At 62.0% G+C, this 14653-nt stretch carries 13 protein-coding genes and 1 riboswitch; of the genes, 4 read left to right on the forward strand and 9 right to left on the reverse strand.

Going from position 1 to position 14653, the window contains the following annotated elements:
* Positions 1-125: 125 nt before the first annotated feature.
* Together FZF13_RS16660 and FZF13_RS16665 are read left to right on the forward strand one after the other, a co-directional pair.
* Positions 126-671, forward strand: a complete 546-nt coding sequence (locus tag FZF13_RS16660) for a sugar O-acetyltransferase (protein ID WP_036254427.1) — start codon at positions 126-128, stop codon at positions 669-671.
* 56 nt (positions 672-727) lie between these two features.
* A riboswitch (FMN riboswitch) is annotated at positions 728-874 on the forward strand.
* A gap of 76 nt (positions 875-950) precedes the next feature.
* Entirely contained in the window at positions 951-1424 is a 474-nt protein-coding gene (locus FZF13_RS16665; protein ID WP_024925559.1) for a 6,7-dimethyl-8-ribityllumazine synthase, read from the forward strand.
* Between the two features lie 110 nt (positions 1425-1534).
* Here FZF13_RS16665 and FZF13_RS28950 read toward each other — a convergent pair whose 3' ends face one another.
* Complete coding sequence (locus FZF13_RS28950) at positions 1535-1705, reverse strand: hypothetical protein (RefSeq protein ID WP_161773324.1); 171 nt, start codon at positions 1703-1705, stop codon at positions 1535-1537.
* A gap of 136 nt (positions 1706-1841) precedes the next feature.
* On the opposite strand from FZF13_RS28950, the gene FZF13_RS16670 reads away from it, so the two are divergent.
* Positions 1842-3491: a hypothetical protein gene (locus FZF13_RS16670; RefSeq protein ID WP_024925558.1), complete on the forward strand. Its 1650-nt coding sequence runs from the start codon at positions 1842-1844 to the stop codon at positions 3489-3491.
* Positions 3492-3608: 117 nt separating this feature from the next.
* On the opposite strand, the gene FZF13_RS16675 is transcribed toward FZF13_RS16670, so the two are convergent.
* From FZF13_RS16675 to FZF13_RS16710, 8 genes are all read right to left on the reverse strand, one after another.
* Positions 3609-5288, reverse strand: a complete 1680-nt coding sequence (locus tag FZF13_RS16675) for a formate--tetrahydrofolate ligase (RefSeq protein WP_024925557.1) — start codon at positions 5286-5288, stop codon at positions 3609-3611.
* A 305-nt stretch (positions 5289-5593) separates the two neighbouring features.
* Positions 5594-6715 (reverse strand): DUF2333 family protein, encoded by a 1122-nt coding sequence (locus tag FZF13_RS16680; RefSeq protein WP_024925556.1) that lies wholly within the window; start codon positions 6713-6715, stop codon positions 5594-5596.
* 21 nt (positions 6716-6736) lie between these two features.
* Positions 6737-8023 carry a DUF6638 family protein gene (locus tag FZF13_RS16685; protein WP_036254425.1) on the reverse strand — a complete coding sequence of 429 codons (1287 nt, stop codon included), beginning with the start codon at positions 8021-8023 and terminating at the stop codon, positions 6737-6739.
* Positions 8023-9933, reverse strand: a complete 1911-nt coding sequence (locus tag FZF13_RS16690) for an AAA family ATPase (RefSeq protein WP_024925554.1) — start codon at positions 9931-9933, stop codon at positions 8023-8025. The genes FZF13_RS16685 and FZF13_RS16690 overlap by 1 nt, the downstream gene beginning before the upstream one ends.
* Positions 9934-9968: 35 nt before the next feature.
* Complete coding sequence (locus FZF13_RS16695; RefSeq protein WP_024925553.1) at positions 9969-11114, reverse strand: hypothetical protein; 1146 nt, start codon at positions 11112-11114, stop codon at positions 9969-9971.
* An 88-nt stretch (positions 11115-11202) separates the two neighbouring features.
* Positions 11203-12291 (reverse strand): hypothetical protein, encoded by a 1089-nt coding sequence (locus FZF13_RS16700; protein WP_024925552.1) that lies wholly within the window; start codon positions 12289-12291, stop codon positions 11203-11205.
* Between the two features lie 138 nt (positions 12292-12429).
* Positions 12430-12771, reverse strand: coding sequence for a c-type cytochrome (locus FZF13_RS16705; RefSeq protein ID WP_373426400.1), 342 nt, complete (start codon positions 12769-12771; stop codon positions 12430-12432).
* A 126-nt stretch (positions 12772-12897) separates the two neighbouring features.
* Positions 12898-13509, reverse strand: coding sequence for a thymidine kinase (locus tag FZF13_RS16710; RefSeq protein ID WP_024925550.1), 612 nt, complete (start codon positions 13507-13509; stop codon positions 12898-12900).
* Positions 13510-13716: 207 nt separating this feature from the next.
* Between FZF13_RS16710 and choX the strand changes: the two genes are divergently transcribed.
* On the forward strand, positions 13717-14652 hold the full coding sequence (gene choX / locus FZF13_RS16715; RefSeq protein ID WP_024925549.1) for a choline ABC transporter substrate-binding protein: 936 nt from the start codon (positions 13717-13719) through the stop codon (positions 14650-14652).
* The last annotated feature ends 1 nt before the right edge of the window (position 14653 follow it).

Consider the following 14653-nt stretch of genomic DNA (forward strand, 5'->3'; position numbering starts at 1 on the left):
CTTGGAACGGCCTTTGATAAGCAGCCTAGCATATGCCCTGCATTTGACCATCGTTCGGATCTGGGCGACGAAATCCGCGAGGGAGGCGACGAGATTCGTGGGCCTTCCAAGCAAGGACGCTGCAGATGACCGAACGCGACAAGATGAAGGCTGGCGAATGGTACAATTGCGTCGATCCCGAGCTTGACGCCTTGCGGCTCGTTGCCAGCCAGGCCGTGTTCGAACATCGTTCGCTGCCGCCGCTTGAGCGGGGCGACATCGCGCCGTTGTTGCGCGCGCTGCTCGGGCAGGCGGGCGAGGGCGCCCGCATCGAAGCGCCGTTCCATTGCGCCTATGGCTTCAACATCTTCCTCGGCGCGGGCGTCTTCCTCAATACCGGCTGCGTCATTCTCGACACCGCTCCGGTCCGCATCGGCAAGGGCACCATGCTCGGGCCAACCGTGCAGATCTATTGCCCTGAACATCACAAGGACCCGGAAAAACGCCTGGCAGGGCTGGAGATCGCCCGGCCGGTGACGATCGGCGAGAATGTCTGGATCGGTGGTGGCGCCATCATCCTCGGTGGCATCACCATCGGCGACAATGCCATCATCGGCGCGGGTTCGGTGGTCACCCGAAATGTGGCCGCTGGCTCGACCGTTGTCGGCAATCCGGCTCGGCCAGTTGGCTGAAATGATTGTTCCTGCGGGTTGACAGGGCGACGGGCCGTCTCCTTAACTCGCGGCGTTAATGTTCTCAGGGCGGGGTGAAAGTCCCCACCGGCGGTAAGGGTGTTCGCACCCGAGCCCGCGAGCGCCTTCCGGCAACGGAAGGGTCAGCAGATCCGGTGTAATTCCGGAGCCGACGGTCACAGTCCGGATGGAAGAGAACGAACGGAATAGCGGTGGCGCAAGCTGCCGGGATTCCGCGTCGTGCGTCCTGATTCTGGTTCGAAACGGAAGGAAGGACCCATGAATCAGCAATCCCCAAAACAGTTCGAAATCCGCCGCGTCGCCGTTATCCGTGCCCGCTGGCACGCCGACATCGTCGACCAGTGTGTCGAGGTCTTCGCCAAGGAGATCGAGACACTGAGCGGGGGCAGCCTGGCCGTCGATATCTTCGACGTGCCTGGTGCCTACGAAATCCCGCTGCATGCCAAGACGCTGGCGGACAATGGTCGCCATGCAGCCATCCTCGGCGTGGCGTTCGTCGTCAATGGCGGCATCTACCGCCATGAATTCGTGGCCCAGGCGGTGCTCGACGGCATGATGAGCGTTCAGCTCGCAACCGGCGTGCCGGTGCTGTCAGCGGTGCTGACGCCGCACAATTTCCACGACAGTGCCGAGCATCATCGTTTCTTCTTCGATCATTTCAGGGTCAAGGGCAGGGAGGCGGCCGGCGCCTGCGTGGAGATCCTGAAAGCGCGCGACCTGATCGCCGCCTGATCTTGCCGCACGAGAACGTCGGGTAGGCCCGGCGTTCTCTCCTCCTTTAGCCTACAGGTTGTATTTTTGGCGATAATACATCTTTAAGTTGATTTGCCGAGGCGATGCCCCTATAAATCGGCCAATTGTCCCGCAAGGGCGAAGCGTGGCTTGGGGGCACGCATGGCGTTGTCGAAAAGATCGAAGGCAATTCTTGCATTGGCCGCTGCCGGCCTTGCGTTTCTGGCACATTCGGCCTTCGCGCAGGTGCCCCCGCACCAGCCGGGCACGATCTGCTTCACAGCCACTTTCTGGTGCTGGGCCAATCCCCCCGGACCGCCGGGCAATCCGTGCGGCTGCCCGTCACCCTATGGATATGTGTCGGGTTATCTGAACTAGAGGTGCCGGCGTGCCGGCCTCTTGATGGGGGAGGTTTGGGTGGCGGAGGAAACATTCGTCGATCGTCTGATCAGCGATGCCTATCGTATCGCCGAATATGCGCGCACAAACCGTACCATCGACGACGCGGAACTGTGGGCCGCGATCAAGGCGGTCGAACAACTGCCCGAGGCCGAGCGCAAGATCCAGGACGATAAGGTGAAGGCGCTTCAGGAGGCCTTCCGCAAATGCACCGCCAATATCGAACCGCAGGCGCTGGTCGCCATCAGGAACGGCTGGAATCCATTCAAAAATTCATGGCGCAACAGGGCAAGGATCGCGTTCCTGGTCCTGATATCGCTGGCCTCCATGGCCATGGTCGGGCAGCTCACCCAGATCTACAATTCGGGCAGGCTGCTTTCCACCGATCTCATAGCACTGCAAAAAAGCAATTCGCTGGAACGTTTCGGCCTGCTGGAACGTGAACTCAACGAAGCGCAAAGGCGCCTGTCCGATAAGAAAGATGGAGAGGGTCAAGGCGATCCCGCCGGACAGGGCGCGATCCCGGCGGTTGCCGGCGGCACGGCCGGAGATGCATCCGGCGAGGCTGGATTGCAGTCGGGAGATACGCGCGAACGCTATCTGCTGGCCCGCGAGGCGGCCTATTCGAAACAGGATGAGCTGATCAAACTCGACCAGCAGATACGTGCGCTGGAAATCCGGGCCGAGACTTTCCAGAAATTGGCGAAGAACCCCATCGCGGGCATGGAAACCGCCCGTAAGGTCGGCGACAAGATATCAAACTGGTTCGCCTGTCTTCTACTGAATGATCTCAGCGCCGGGGAGGCGCTCAAGAAGGCTGCGGAATCTCCCCGGTCAATGAGCAGCGGCAATGTCGGTGTTCCCGAAAGTGCCGGCGCGCAGCCTGCCATCGCGATATGCCCACCAGGCTTCCGCGGCGCCACCCCTGGCATGACATCGGACGGCGGGGGGCCGGGTGGTGGCGGTCTCTCGGCGGCGAGCGACGCTGCTACCGACCCCAGCCCGCCTCCCCCATCTGGTGGCTATGGCCACGAGCCGCGCAGTGTGGTGATGCGGGGAGCTTTCTGCTCGCATCTGGACTATCTCGCCCCGGAAGGCCAGACATCCGCGGCGACTGCGGACCCCGCAAGGCAGTATATCGCCGCCATCGCCTATACGATCGACAATCAGTTCGGCGTCAGGGTTGCCGACATCATCAGCCAGAACTGCAAGATCGGCCTTTATTATTATTCCGGCTCGATCCCGGATATGGCTTCGCTCGAGGCTCAGGTCCGTGACACCAACACCTTTTATTCCTTCATCATTCTGCCGGCGGCTTATGGCGCGCTCGGCGCGCTGATGTTCTACATGCGCCGGATTCTCGATCCGCTTCTGCCGGACCCGACCTTCCTCAGGACCGTTCACCGTGTCGCGCTGGGCGCGCTTGCCGGAGTACTACTGGCCTGGCTGTGGGTCGGTATCTTCGACAGCAGCGAGGATTTCAAGGCGGTTGGGCTCGGACTGTTCGCGCTCGCCTTCGTGTTCGGCTTCAGCATCGAGGTCTTCTTCGACTTCCTCGACAGCCTGGTGAACGCGGCAAAGCGCCAAGTTAGCAAGTTTGACGACCCGGCTAGCCCAGCCACCACTGCCAACCCGGCGACGCCTACCCCCGCCAAGCAAGGCTCTTAAAAACTCCGGGGACTAGGGCGACAGCGCGATCAGGGCCGTAAGGCCTCATGTGATGAGGGCAGTAGGCAGTCGGGTGAACTCCTGTTCCGACTGCCGACTGCCGATTGCCCTTTGTGCCTAGAACAGCCCCTCGATCTGGCCCTGGTCGTTGAGGAAGATCTTCTCCGACGAGGGTTTTGAGGGGAGGCCCGGCATGGTCATGACCTCGCCGCAGATGATGACGACGAAGCCGGCGCCGGCGGCAAGCCGCACCTCGCGCACCGGCACGGTGTGGCCGGTCGGCGCGCCGCGCAGGTTCGGATCGGTCGAGAAGGAATATTGCGTCTTGGCCATGCACACCGGCAGGTGGCCGTAGCCGGCCTGTTCCCACTGGTGCAGCTGGTCGCGGATCGACTTGTCGGCGATCGCCTCGTCGCCGCGATAGATGCGCTTGACGATGGTGTTGACCTTCTCGAACAGCGGCATGTCGTCGGGATAGAGCGGCGAGAACTGCGAGGCACCGCTTTCGGCGAGGCTGACCACCTTGTTGGCCAGCTCCTCGATGCCGGCCGAGCCCTTGGCCCAATGCTGGCACAGGATCGCCTCCTCGCCCATCTTGGCGACATAGTCCTTCATCGCCTGGATCTCGGCATCGGTGTCGGAATGGAAGTGGTTGATGGCCACTACCGCCGGCACGCCGAACTGGCGCACGTTCTCGATGTGGCGGCCGAGATTGGCGCAGCCCTTCTTCACCGCCTCGACATTCTCGGCGCCGAGGTCTTCCTTCTTCACCCCGCCATTCATCTTCATGGCGCGCACGGTGGCGACGATGACGGCGGCAGCCGGCTTCAGGCCCGCCTTGCGGCACTTGATGTCGAAGAACTTTTCGGCACCGAGATCGGCACCGAAGCCGGCCTCGGTGACGACATAGTCGGCGAGCTTCAAGGCCGTGGTGGTGGCGACCACCGAGTTGCAGCCATGGGCGATGTTGGCGAACGGGCCGCCATGGACGAAGGCGGGGTTGTTTTCCAGCGTCTGCACCAGGTTCGGCTGGATGGCATCCTTCAGAAGCACCGCCATGGCGCCGTCGGCCTTCAGGTCGCGGGCATAGACCGGGGTCTTGTCGCGGCGATAGGCGACGATGATGTCGCCGAGGCGCTTTTCCAGATCCTTCAGATCGGTGGAAAGGCACAGGATCGCCATGACTTCGGAGGCAACGGTGATGTCGAAGCCGGCCTCGCGCGGGAAACCGTTGGCGACACCGCCCAGCGAGACGATGATCTGGCGCAAGGCGCGGTCGTTCATGTCCATGACACGACGCCAGGCGACGCGGCGGATGTCGATGCCGAGCTCGTTGCCCCAATAGATGTGGTTGTCGATCAGCGCCGACAGAAGGTTGTGGGCGGTGGTGATGGCGTGGAAGTCGCCGGTGAAGTGCAGGTTCATGTCCTCCATCGGCACGACCTGGGCATAACCGCCGCCGGCGGCGCCGCCCTTGACGCCGAAGTTCGGACCGAGCGAGGCCTCGCGGATACACACCACCGCCTTCTTGCCGATGCGGTTCAGGCCATCGCCGAGCCCCACCGTCGTCGTCGTCTTGCCTTCGCCGGCCGGTGTCGGGTTGATGGCGGTGACCAGGATCAGCTTGCCGTCCTTGTTGCCTTTCACCGACTTGATGAACTCGGCCGACACCTTCGCCTTGTCGTGGCCATAGGGCAGCAAATGCTCGCTCGGTATGCCGATCTTGGCACCGATCGCCTGGATCGCCTGCTTCTTCGCGCCGCGCGCTATCTCAATGTCGCTCTTATAGTCGGCCATAAGGTGGTCTCCCAAATCGTCAGGTGGCAGGCGCGGCATTGGCCGCCGGTGTCGGGCTGCATAGAAGCCGAGCGGGAGGCCATCCCGCCGTCTCAAAACAGCCGCACAATACGCGAAATGCGACAGGGTCGTTTAGAGCGAATAGCGAATAGGGAGTAGCGAGTAGGCAAGGCCGGAGCGTACATTAAATCCTGCTTGCGACATGGCCGCAGCCGGCTAATTTGTTCGCTATTCGCTATTCGCTATTCGCTATTCGCTATTCGCTATTCGCTATTCGCTATTCGCTATTCGCTATTCGCTATTCGCTACTGCGAAAGCACGCTGCTGATTTCGACCATGTTCGAGCGGACGCGCAGGATATAAAAACCCATCGTCGTCAGATGGGTCGCGAAGATGCCGGTTTCGTCGCTGTTGGCGATGATCCAGGGCTGGATGCGCAGCGCCGAGACGAACTGGGCGTCCATGGTGTCCCACAGGCTCTTCAGGTTCTTCTGCTTGATCACGTCCTCGAAGTCAGCCTGCGCGGCCTTCATCAGCCCGTAATAGGCGTAGAGCTGGCCATAGGCGAACCAGAAGCGGTCATCGGCGCGGAAGTCGAAGAAGCCGTAATCGTAGTTCTCGGCGCGGTCCTTGAGGATGGCCGAGGTCGAGCCGATGTCTGAGGCGATACGGTCGATATATTGCTTGAGATTGTCGGCGCGGGCGTCGAACACGGCCTGGCAGGTGGAAAGCCTGCCGTTGAAGGCGCGCAGCTTCTTGATGGCGTCGCGATAGTAGCTGGGCGTCGGCGTCTTGGGGCCGAACGGGCTGAAGCCGAAATACCAGGTGGCTTCGTCGAATTGCAGGTTGCCGCGGGCTTCCTGCAGGTCGCCGTCGATCTGCGAGGTGGTGCGCACGCGGCCCATATTGTCGGCAAGCTCGGTCGATGTGCGACGCACCGCCTGGTTGATGCCGCGCTGGAACGAGGCCTTGTTGTCCATGAACGGCGTCTTGTCCCAGTCGTAGCCGAACAGCCCGACCTTGTAGAGGATCATCGACGAGATCCAGGCATTCTGGTTCACGTTGAAATCGGTCAAGTCGGCCGTCATGTCGGCGATCGCCGAGCGCGCGCAGGATTTGGTCGTGTCGGTGCCGCCGCCGGCCGTCACCTGTTCGCCGGCCGAGACGTCTCTCTTGGCGAAGTCATATTTGTTGACGTAGTTCGGATCGAAATTGTTCCACCATTGGGTGGCATAGAAGAAATTGGCGTAGAGCCCGATCAGCACGAGCAGGGCGGCACCCAGAATGGATTTGAGCATCCAGCCCCGCTGAAAATACCAGCGGCCGACCCACATGAACGGCCACAGCGCTATGCCGATCAGAAAGCCGATACCGCGGCCGATCCATTGAAACATCCGGGTGAAAAAGTTCACGATCGGATCAAGCATGCGGTGACACCCCTCGTCGGTTCAGTCGGCCAGGCCATAGAGACGGGTCCTGAACGTCGCCTTGTCCCTGAGATATGTGGTTTTCAGGACATCGACAACATGCGATCGCCATACCTCGCTGTAGCCTTCGTAGTCGCGATAGAAACCCTGCTTGTTGAAAATGTAGCGGGACACGAAGTCCGACGGCACGAAATCGGAGATCAGGCGGTTGGTCAGCCAGGCGTCGGGATGGCTTGGTTTGGCGCGCACCACCAGGAAACGCTGCTGCGGCTTTACCTCCTCGATCTTCAACCGGCCAAGCTGGCCGATCTCGCGCTTGGCGGCGTTGAGGAAGGGGAAATTGCCGTCGCGGTTGATCGCGTCGGCGTGGTTGTGGATCCAGGTCTGCAGCCACACCTTGTCGACGCTGGAGAGGTTGCGGTCCGGATCGGACTGCCAGATCAGGTCGCGCACCACCATCTCGGCGCGGTGCTCGAGATAGCCGGAACTCTCGACCCATGACGCGCGCGGCAGTTCGATGCGCCCGGAGGTGGCGAGGAACTTGAAAACAGTGTCGGCGTCCTTGATCGACAGGTAGCTCACCTGCCACGGCCGCGAGCGGCGGAAACCGGGCGCGGCGGGGTCGCCGACCACCGTTGTCACGTCCTTGTCGACGAAGACATAGAGCCCGCCGAAATGGCTTGTCCAGTATGCGTTGTGGCGGAAGATGACCTGGTCCGGCACCAGCGCGTTCTCGCGGATATCGCCGGTGACCTTGGCCAGTTCCACCATGCGGTCGAGCATCTCGTTGTCGCGCCAGGCGTCGGGTTCCTGTTTCAGGCGATCGACCAGGGTGCCGAGTTCCGCCGCCTTGCCGAGAACGTCTTCGGCCGAAAGAACGCGGAACTCTACCTGGTTGATGGACAGGAGATCCTCGATGTCCTCGACCTTCGAGACGGAATCCTCGATCTCGCCATAGAGCACGTCCTTGATGGTCAGCGCGTCGATGGCGCGGCTGTTCCTGGACATGAATTCGAACATCAGCTGCGAGGTGTTCGAGAAGGCGGTGTGCACCACCGGCAGATCGATCTGCGATGGGGTGAGGATGATGAAGCGGCGGTTGACCCCGTTCGGATCGAGATAGGCCTGGTCTCCGCATTCCTCGGCGATCTCCGGCGAGAAGCCGGTGCGGTCGATATGGAAGCTCTCCAGCCCCGTCGGCTTCAGGCCGAACGCGGCGAGTGCCTTGTTGTAGCGCCCGATCAGATGCGGCTCGTCCACCGTGAGCAACCGGCCATAGATCAGCTCGTTGTCGCGCAGGAGGTCCATCAGGCGTTCCACAGCCCCTTCTTCTGCAACTCCGCCATTTCGCGCGCGGCGCGTTCGCGCAGCCTGGCGTCGCGTAGAAGTTTGTCCACCGCTGCGTCGTCGGACTTGTCGGCGTAGCGGAACTCCGAGTCGGCGTAGCGGTTGATCTCCTGCATGACCATGTCCATGTCGAATGGCCCGCGCAGTTCCTCGATCATCGCTTTCTTCTCGTCATAGGCCTTGTGCATGAAGGCCTCGGGCTTTTCGAACCATTCGTCGGGAAGTTCGATGTCCATCGCCCGCATCTTGATGGCGTCGGTGACGTTCTTGATGGCGCGGCCGGTGAAGCGCGGTTCTGCTTCCTTGATCATGTGCAGATAAGTGCCGACGTCCTCCATGGTCTTGGGCGTGCCATTCTCCTTGGTGAAACGCTCGAAAACTCTTACGAGCCCGTCTTCCCGAGGTTTGGCGTGTTCGCCATAGGCTTCGGTCACGGCACGCTGGATTTCCTGCGCGGCGTAAAGCTCGTGGTCGCCGAGCGGGATCTTGTGGTTTTTGCCGGCCAAAAGCACGAAGATGTCGATGTAGTCGTCGCGGGTCTGCGGACCGTCGACCAGCCAGCGGGCGCCGGCGCGCTGGCGCAACGCGTCGTCGACGTTTTCCGGATAGTTGGAAAACATGCCGAAAGAGCAATTGCCGCGCACCACCGTGCCGGCACCGGCAAAGGCGTCCATCAAGACGCCGGTGATTTCCTGCTGGCCGGCGGAAGCCCGGTCGTCGGAGCGTTTGGCCGCCACCTGGTCGATGTCGTCGATGGTGCCGAAGCCGATGGCGCGCGGGTTCAGCACATTGTTGATGAACTGCCGGCAATTCTGGCCGGACTTGCCCTGGTAGGACGAGATCTGGTCGACACCGAAATTCTCATAGGCGAAGGGATAGCCGGCGACCTTGCAGTAATCGTTGACCAGGCCGGCGATCATCTGGATCAGCGTGGTCTTGCCGGTGCCGGGTGCGCCGTCGCCGATGAAGGTGAACAGGAAGCCGCCAAGTTCGACGAACGGGTTGAGCTCGCGGTCGAAGTCGTAGGCCATCAGCATCTTGGCCAGCTTGATCGACTGGTATTTGGCGATGTGGTTGCCGACGACTTCTTCCGGCTTCTTGAAAGTCATCACCAGCGGCTTGGCACGCTTGCCGGGAGCGACGTCGAAACCGTCGAGGATGAAATCGTCGGCGTCGATGCGGATATGCGCGTTCTCGAAGGTGCCCAGCCCGTCGAAGCGACCCTTGCGGGCGAGAAGCCCGTCGATGGTAATGCGGGCGAAGCTTTTCGCCCGCGCCAGCAGGTCGGCATCGTCCTTGGCGCCCGACAATGCCCGGTCAAGGCCGGCCACCAGCGACTTGACCGCATCCTGCGGCGTGTCGAACAGGAGATCGGGCTCGGCGATGTCGTTCGGCGCCTCGCCGTCGCTGTCGATCGACTGCGTTAGGTAGGACGCCAGCGCAAAAGCCGAAACATAGGCGGAGGCCGACAAAAGTTTCTTGAAATGGCTGGCCTCGTCGCCTTCAAGCGGCGCGCGAGCGTTCCTGGCCTGCAGGCTTTCGAGGTCGGAGCCTTCGGCGAAAATGTCGGCGACCGCCAGCGCGATCGCGATGCCGCGGCGGGCGCGGTAAAGCAGCGTGTGCTGCGGGATCGACAGCAGCTGATCGTCCGGCCGCACGGAGGCAACCGTTCTTACCAGTTCCACCTCGCGTGTCTTGCGCACCGAGCCGGTCGAAACCGTCGAGACGAAGCGGCGACCGGTGCCGGCGAGCGCCGTGCCCTGTTCGCGGGCGGGGTCTTCCAGCACGACGATGCGGGTGATGAAGCTCTGCGCGGTGGCGCGATGCTTTTCGATCGCCGCTTCGGAGATGGTGGTCAGGCCGGTATCCATTCGTCCCCCGTCAAGCCGTCTGGTTCGGATGGTCGCTACACATCCGAAATCACCCGTCCGCCGGACAGGATATGGACCTTGTAGCCGCCGAAGATCTTCTGCGCCTCGCCGGCGGCGTAGAGCGCCTGATAGGCCTCGTGCGGCACAAGCGCGTGGTTCTCGTAGCTGGAAACGCCCTGGCGGGTCGCTTCGAGATCGTCGGTGTTGATGAAGAACTCCTGCGTGGTCTTCTCGCTGGAGAACAGGCCGCGCCGGCCGGGCTTCTCGCCCTTCGAATAGACCTCCTGGATCGTCCAGGTCAGCAGCCAGGCATTTTCGGGCTTGCGCACCTTGGCCAGCACCTCGGTGACGGTCGAATTGTTGTCGGTGATGCCGGCCGAATAGAAGGGCCCGAGCACCACGCGCCGCAGCTGTTTTGGATGCAGTGGCTCGAAATCCTTGTCGAGATTGACGGCGATGGTCAGCGGCGCCAGCGAGTAGGACGAGTTCTTTTCGGTGAAGTCGTCGAAGCGGCGGGCAAGGTCGGGGTTGAGCAGGCCGTCGACGGGCAGCGGTATCTCGACCTTCTCGTTCAGGCGTCCGTCCTTGTCGACCAGCTGGCGCACGATGCCGTCGGAGGAATCCTCGACGGTCGCCATATAGATCAGCGGCAAATTGGCGGTGCCGTCGAAGCTTGCCCAATGCACGAGATAATAGGGCAGGCCGGATTTCGGATTGACCGAGACCTTGGCGGTCTGCGCCAGGGAGAAGGGCGCGAAGGTCTCGCCGCTCTTGATGTCTTCCAGGTAAAGCCGCTCGGCCATCGACTTCTGGAGCGCTGCCGGAAACTCCTTGTGGCGCAGGATGAAGTCGGCCATCTCGGCGCGCAGTTCGCGGGCCGAGGGGATCGTCGCCAGCCGGCTATCGGCCTGCCGGCGGTCGTTTTCCAGTTCGAGCAGGTTCTGGAACACCGGATAGCCGCTTTCGGCGCGCGAGATCTTGAACGTCTCCATGAAGCCCAGCCGGTTGCGCCAGCAGGTGAAGGATTTGTCGAGCCGGGCGATGTATTCGGCGACGATCTTGGCGACGATGCCGTGCCGGTAGAGCGGCGAGCGGTCGTCGCGCATGAAGATTTCCAGCCCCGACAGGGCGGCCGTGATGGCCGAGAAATAGCGCTCGGCCGCTTCGGTCTCGACGGTCATGGCTTTACTCCCTTCCAGGCGAAGGGATGGCGGCTATGGGGGCGATCGGAAGAAGGCATTGAATGCGGACAGTCCTGTCGTGTCGTGGTCAGGACTGCACGTAGTTCGCGGCGTTGTGCTTCTTCATCACATCCTCGAAGCGGCGCGAAAAGGCATCGTCGGCCAGCTTCTTGCGGCGCTGGATGTCGGCGGTCGCCACCATGTTCTTCTCATGCATCTCGAGCAGGTCGCCAATGTGTTTTTGCGCGGCGGCGCCGATGCCGGCCATGGTCTCCTCAGCCGTGGTGTCGACCTGCGAGCCCAGTGTGTTGATCTTGTGGGCGACATCCTGCTGGGCGGCTGTCTTCAGCGAATCCTCCAGCGCCTTGTAGAGCACGATACGCTGCTCGGTATCGATGGTCAGCTTGTTGATCAGCGTCGACTGCGCGGCGATCTGGTTGTTGAGCGAATCCACGAAGGTCTGGAACATGGACGTGTAGCGCTCCAGCGTCTGGCTGGCCGCCAGCAATTCCTGCTCCTTGGCCTGGCGCTCGTTGTATTCGGTGGCCAGTTTGGAGCGCTCGCTCTCCAGCGCGGTGCGATCCTTCTGGCTGGTCGAGGCGGCAATCCTGTTCTCGACGTCGAGCAGCATCGGGTTCAGTTCCATGATGCGCTTCTGCACGGCTTCCAGCTCGGTCATGGTCGCCTTGCGGCGCTCGATCACCTGCGAAAGGCTGGCCTCGGAGGTCTTGTAGCGTTGGTCGAGCACCTGCTTCTGCGCCTTCAGGATGCCGACGATGGTGTCGGACTTGGCCAGCAGTTCCTGCAGGTTGCCGGCCAGCGACATGTTGCGCACGCGGTCGGTGCGCAGGCGTTGCTTCTTCTGGGCCGAGAAGATGCCGACGAAGTTTTCCCAGCCGGTGTAGTTTTTCATGCTCTCGAATTCGGCGCCGAACACGTTGGTGGCGTCCTCGAGGCCGATGATGAGGTCGGCGATGTTGGCTTCCATCGTCTTTTGCTGTTTCAGCACGTCGTCGATGCGGGCGTTCTCGATGTCGAAATTGGCATCGCCGATCTTCTTGTCGGCCTTGGCGAGCGTGTCGAGCACGCTACCGGACTGCTCGATCTTGGAGCGCATCTCCTCGACGACCTGCTTGGTCTTGGCAATCTCGGTGTCGAAATTCTGCAATGTCGCCATCGGGTCCCCCTAGCGGTGTCAACACGGACCTGCACGCGACAGGTTGCGGCGAATATATGGGGGGCGATTGGCGATTGAAAGACAGGCCAGGCGCTTTCGCCGCAATGCGGCCGATGTCGGTGGTCTTTCGTTCGCCGCTTACGGCTTGGGGTCGGCCTTGAGATAGGCGATCACATTGGCGATGTCGGCATCGTCCTTGAGCCCGGCGAAGCCCATCTTGTTGCCCGGCACCTTCGCCTTCGGCGCGCGCAGATAGTCGGTCAGGGTTGCTTCGCTCCAGACAAGACCGCCACCGCCGGCGTCTTTCATGGCCTGCGAATACCGTGACAGATAGCTCGGCGCGCTGCCGGCGGCGCGGCCGATGACGCCCAAGAGATGCGGGCCGACCCTGTCCTGCTCGGAGGTGGCGTCGTGGCAGGCCATGCAGCGGGTGAAGACCTTCTTGCCGGCCGCTGCGTCGCCTCCGGCGAAGGAAGGCATGGAGATCAGCACGGAAATCAATGCGATGGCTGGGCCGAGCGCCTGGCGGGTCATGGGTCTTCCTCGGATCGGTTGGCCAACCGTATCAGCGTCGTGTTGCGGCGGCCAGAGTCCCGTTCGCCGCGGTCAGGGCCGCGTGAAGCCGATGAAGTCGTCCGGCTGGGCACGCCCCATCTCGTCCTCCCAGTGGCGACGGCAGAGCGACACGTAGATGTCCTTGCCGATGGCGACCTGTTCGCCCTGCTTGGCGACCTTGCCGTCGGGGCCGAGCCGCACGACCATCGTCGCCTTGCGCCCGCAGCGGCAGATGGTGCGCACCTCGCGCAGATCGTCGGCGAGCGCGAGGAGGGCGCGCGAACCGGTGAAAAGATTGCCCTGGAAATCGGTGCGCAGGCCATAACACATCACGGGGATGCCCAGCCGGTCGGCAACGCGGGCCAATTGCCAGACCTGCGCTTCCTCGAGGAACTGCGCCTCGTCGACGAAGACGCAATGGACGGTGGTGTGCTCGTGGTGTTCGGCGATGCGGGCATAAAGGTCGTCGCCGTCGCGGAACATTTCTGCCTCGGCTTCGAGCCCGATGCGCGACGAGATCTGCCCGGTGTCGCCCTTGCGGTAATGGCCGGCGACGAACAGCATCGTCGTCATGCCGCTTTCGCGATAGTTGTAGGATGCCTGCAAGAGCATGGTCGTCTTGCCGGCATTCATGGTGGCGTAGTTGAAATAGAGCTTTGCCATGGCCCTTTATGCAGAAGTTGTACGCGGCTGCGAGGGGCGCTTTTCGGCCGTCCACCAAAAAAGCTTAGCCGTGTCGCTGATCGGCCAATGCGCGCCGTCAATCGTATCTCGTGGTGCTTGAAACGGCACAAGAATGGTGTTTGGCTGACATAACAAGGCCAGGCGTCGGATTCCGCTTCGCCGAACAGACACAATGGGAGAAAGTTCATGTCGCGTATGAAGTCTTTCGTCGCAGGAATGAGCCTTGCGGCCTTCCTGGCTACCGGTACGGCTTTCGCCGGGGATGCGGAGAGCTGCAAGAAGGTCCGTCTGTCGGATGTGGGCTGGACCGACATCCAGGCAACCACGGGCGTGGCCTCCGTGCTGTTGACCGCGCTCGGTTATCAGCCCGAGGTCATCCAGCTTTCGGTGCCGGTCACCTATGCATCGCTGAAGAACAAGGATCTCGACGTCTTCCTCGGCAACTGGATGCCGTCGATGACCAACGACATCAAGGACTACACCGCCGAAGGCTCCGTCGAAACGATCAGCCAGAACCTCACCGGCGCCGGCTACGGCATCGTCGTGCCGTCCTATGTCGCCGACGCCGGCGTCAAGACGCTGACCGATCTCGGCAAGTTCAAGGACAAGTTCGAGGGCAAGATCTACGGCATCGAGGCCGGCAATGACGGCAACCGTATCATCCTCGACATGATCAAGAACCCCGCCGACAATCTGCAGGGCTTCGAGCTGGTCGAGTCCTCTGAAGCCGGCATGCTGACCCAGGCCGAGCAGTCGATGAAGGACAACAAGTGGATCGCCTTCCTCGGCTGGACGCCGCATCCGGTGATGGGCGCCATGAAGATCACCTATCTCGACGGCATGGGCAATTCCGGCTTTGGCGCCGCCACCGTCTCCACCAACGTGCGCAAGGGTTACCTTCAGGAGTGCCCGAATGCCGGCGCCTTCATCAAGAACCTGAAGTTCAATCTGGATATGGAAGGCCAGATGATGGACTCGATCCTGAAGGGCAGCGATGCCAACAAGACCGCGACCGAATGGCTGAAGAAGAACCCCGACGCGGTCAAGCCTTGGCTCACTGGCGTGACCGCCTTCGACGGTAGCGACGCGGCTGCGGCCGTGAAGACTGCGATCGGCGGCTGAC

Source organism: Mesorhizobium terrae (assembly GCF_008727715.1).
In the GTDB taxonomy this organism is placed as follows: domain Bacteria; phylum Pseudomonadota; class Alphaproteobacteria; order Rhizobiales; family Rhizobiaceae; genus Mesorhizobium; species Mesorhizobium terrae.

Bases quoted from the DNA above. Each gene is read 5' to 3' on its own strand.
- FZF13_RS16665 (WP_024925559.1), top strand. From the start codon at position 951: ATGAATCAGCAATCCCCAAAACAGTTCGAAATCCGCCGCGTCGCCGTT.
- FZF13_RS16685 (WP_036254425.1), bottom strand. From the start codon at position 8,023: ATGGACCTCCTGCGCGACAACGAGCTGATCTATGGCCGGTTGCTCACG.
- choX (WP_024925549.1), top strand. From the start codon at position 13,717: ATGTCGCGTATGAAGTCTTTCGTCGCAGGAATGAGCCTTGCGGCCTTC.
- FZF13_RS16705 (WP_373426400.1), bottom strand. From the start codon at position 12,771: ATGCCTTCCTTCGCCGGAGGCGACGCAGCGGCCGGCAAGAAGGTCTTC.
- FZF13_RS16700 (WP_024925552.1), bottom strand. From the start codon at position 12,291: ATGGCGACATTGCAGAATTTCGACACCGAGATTGCCAAGACCAAGCAG.
- FZF13_RS16695 (WP_024925553.1), bottom strand. From the start codon at position 11,114: ATGACCGTCGAGACCGAAGCGGCCGAGCGCTATTTCTCGGCCATCACG.
- FZF13_RS16680 (WP_024925556.1), bottom strand. From the start codon at position 6,715: ATGCTTGATCCGATCGTGAACTTTTTCACCCGGATGTTTCAATGGATC.
- FZF13_RS16690 (WP_024925554.1), bottom strand. From the start codon at position 9,933: ATGGATACCGGCCTGACCACCATCTCCGAAGCGGCGATCGAAAAGCAT.
- FZF13_RS16660 (WP_036254427.1), top strand. From the start codon at position 126: ATGACCGAACGCGACAAGATGAAGGCTGGCGAATGGTACAATTGCGTC.
- FZF13_RS16675 (WP_024925557.1), bottom strand. From the start codon at position 5,288: ATGGCCGACTATAAGAGCGACATTGAGATAGCGCGCGGCGCGAAGAAG.
- FZF13_RS16710 (WP_024925550.1), bottom strand. From the start codon at position 13,509: ATGGCAAAGCTCTATTTCAACTACGCCACCATGAATGCCGGCAAGACG.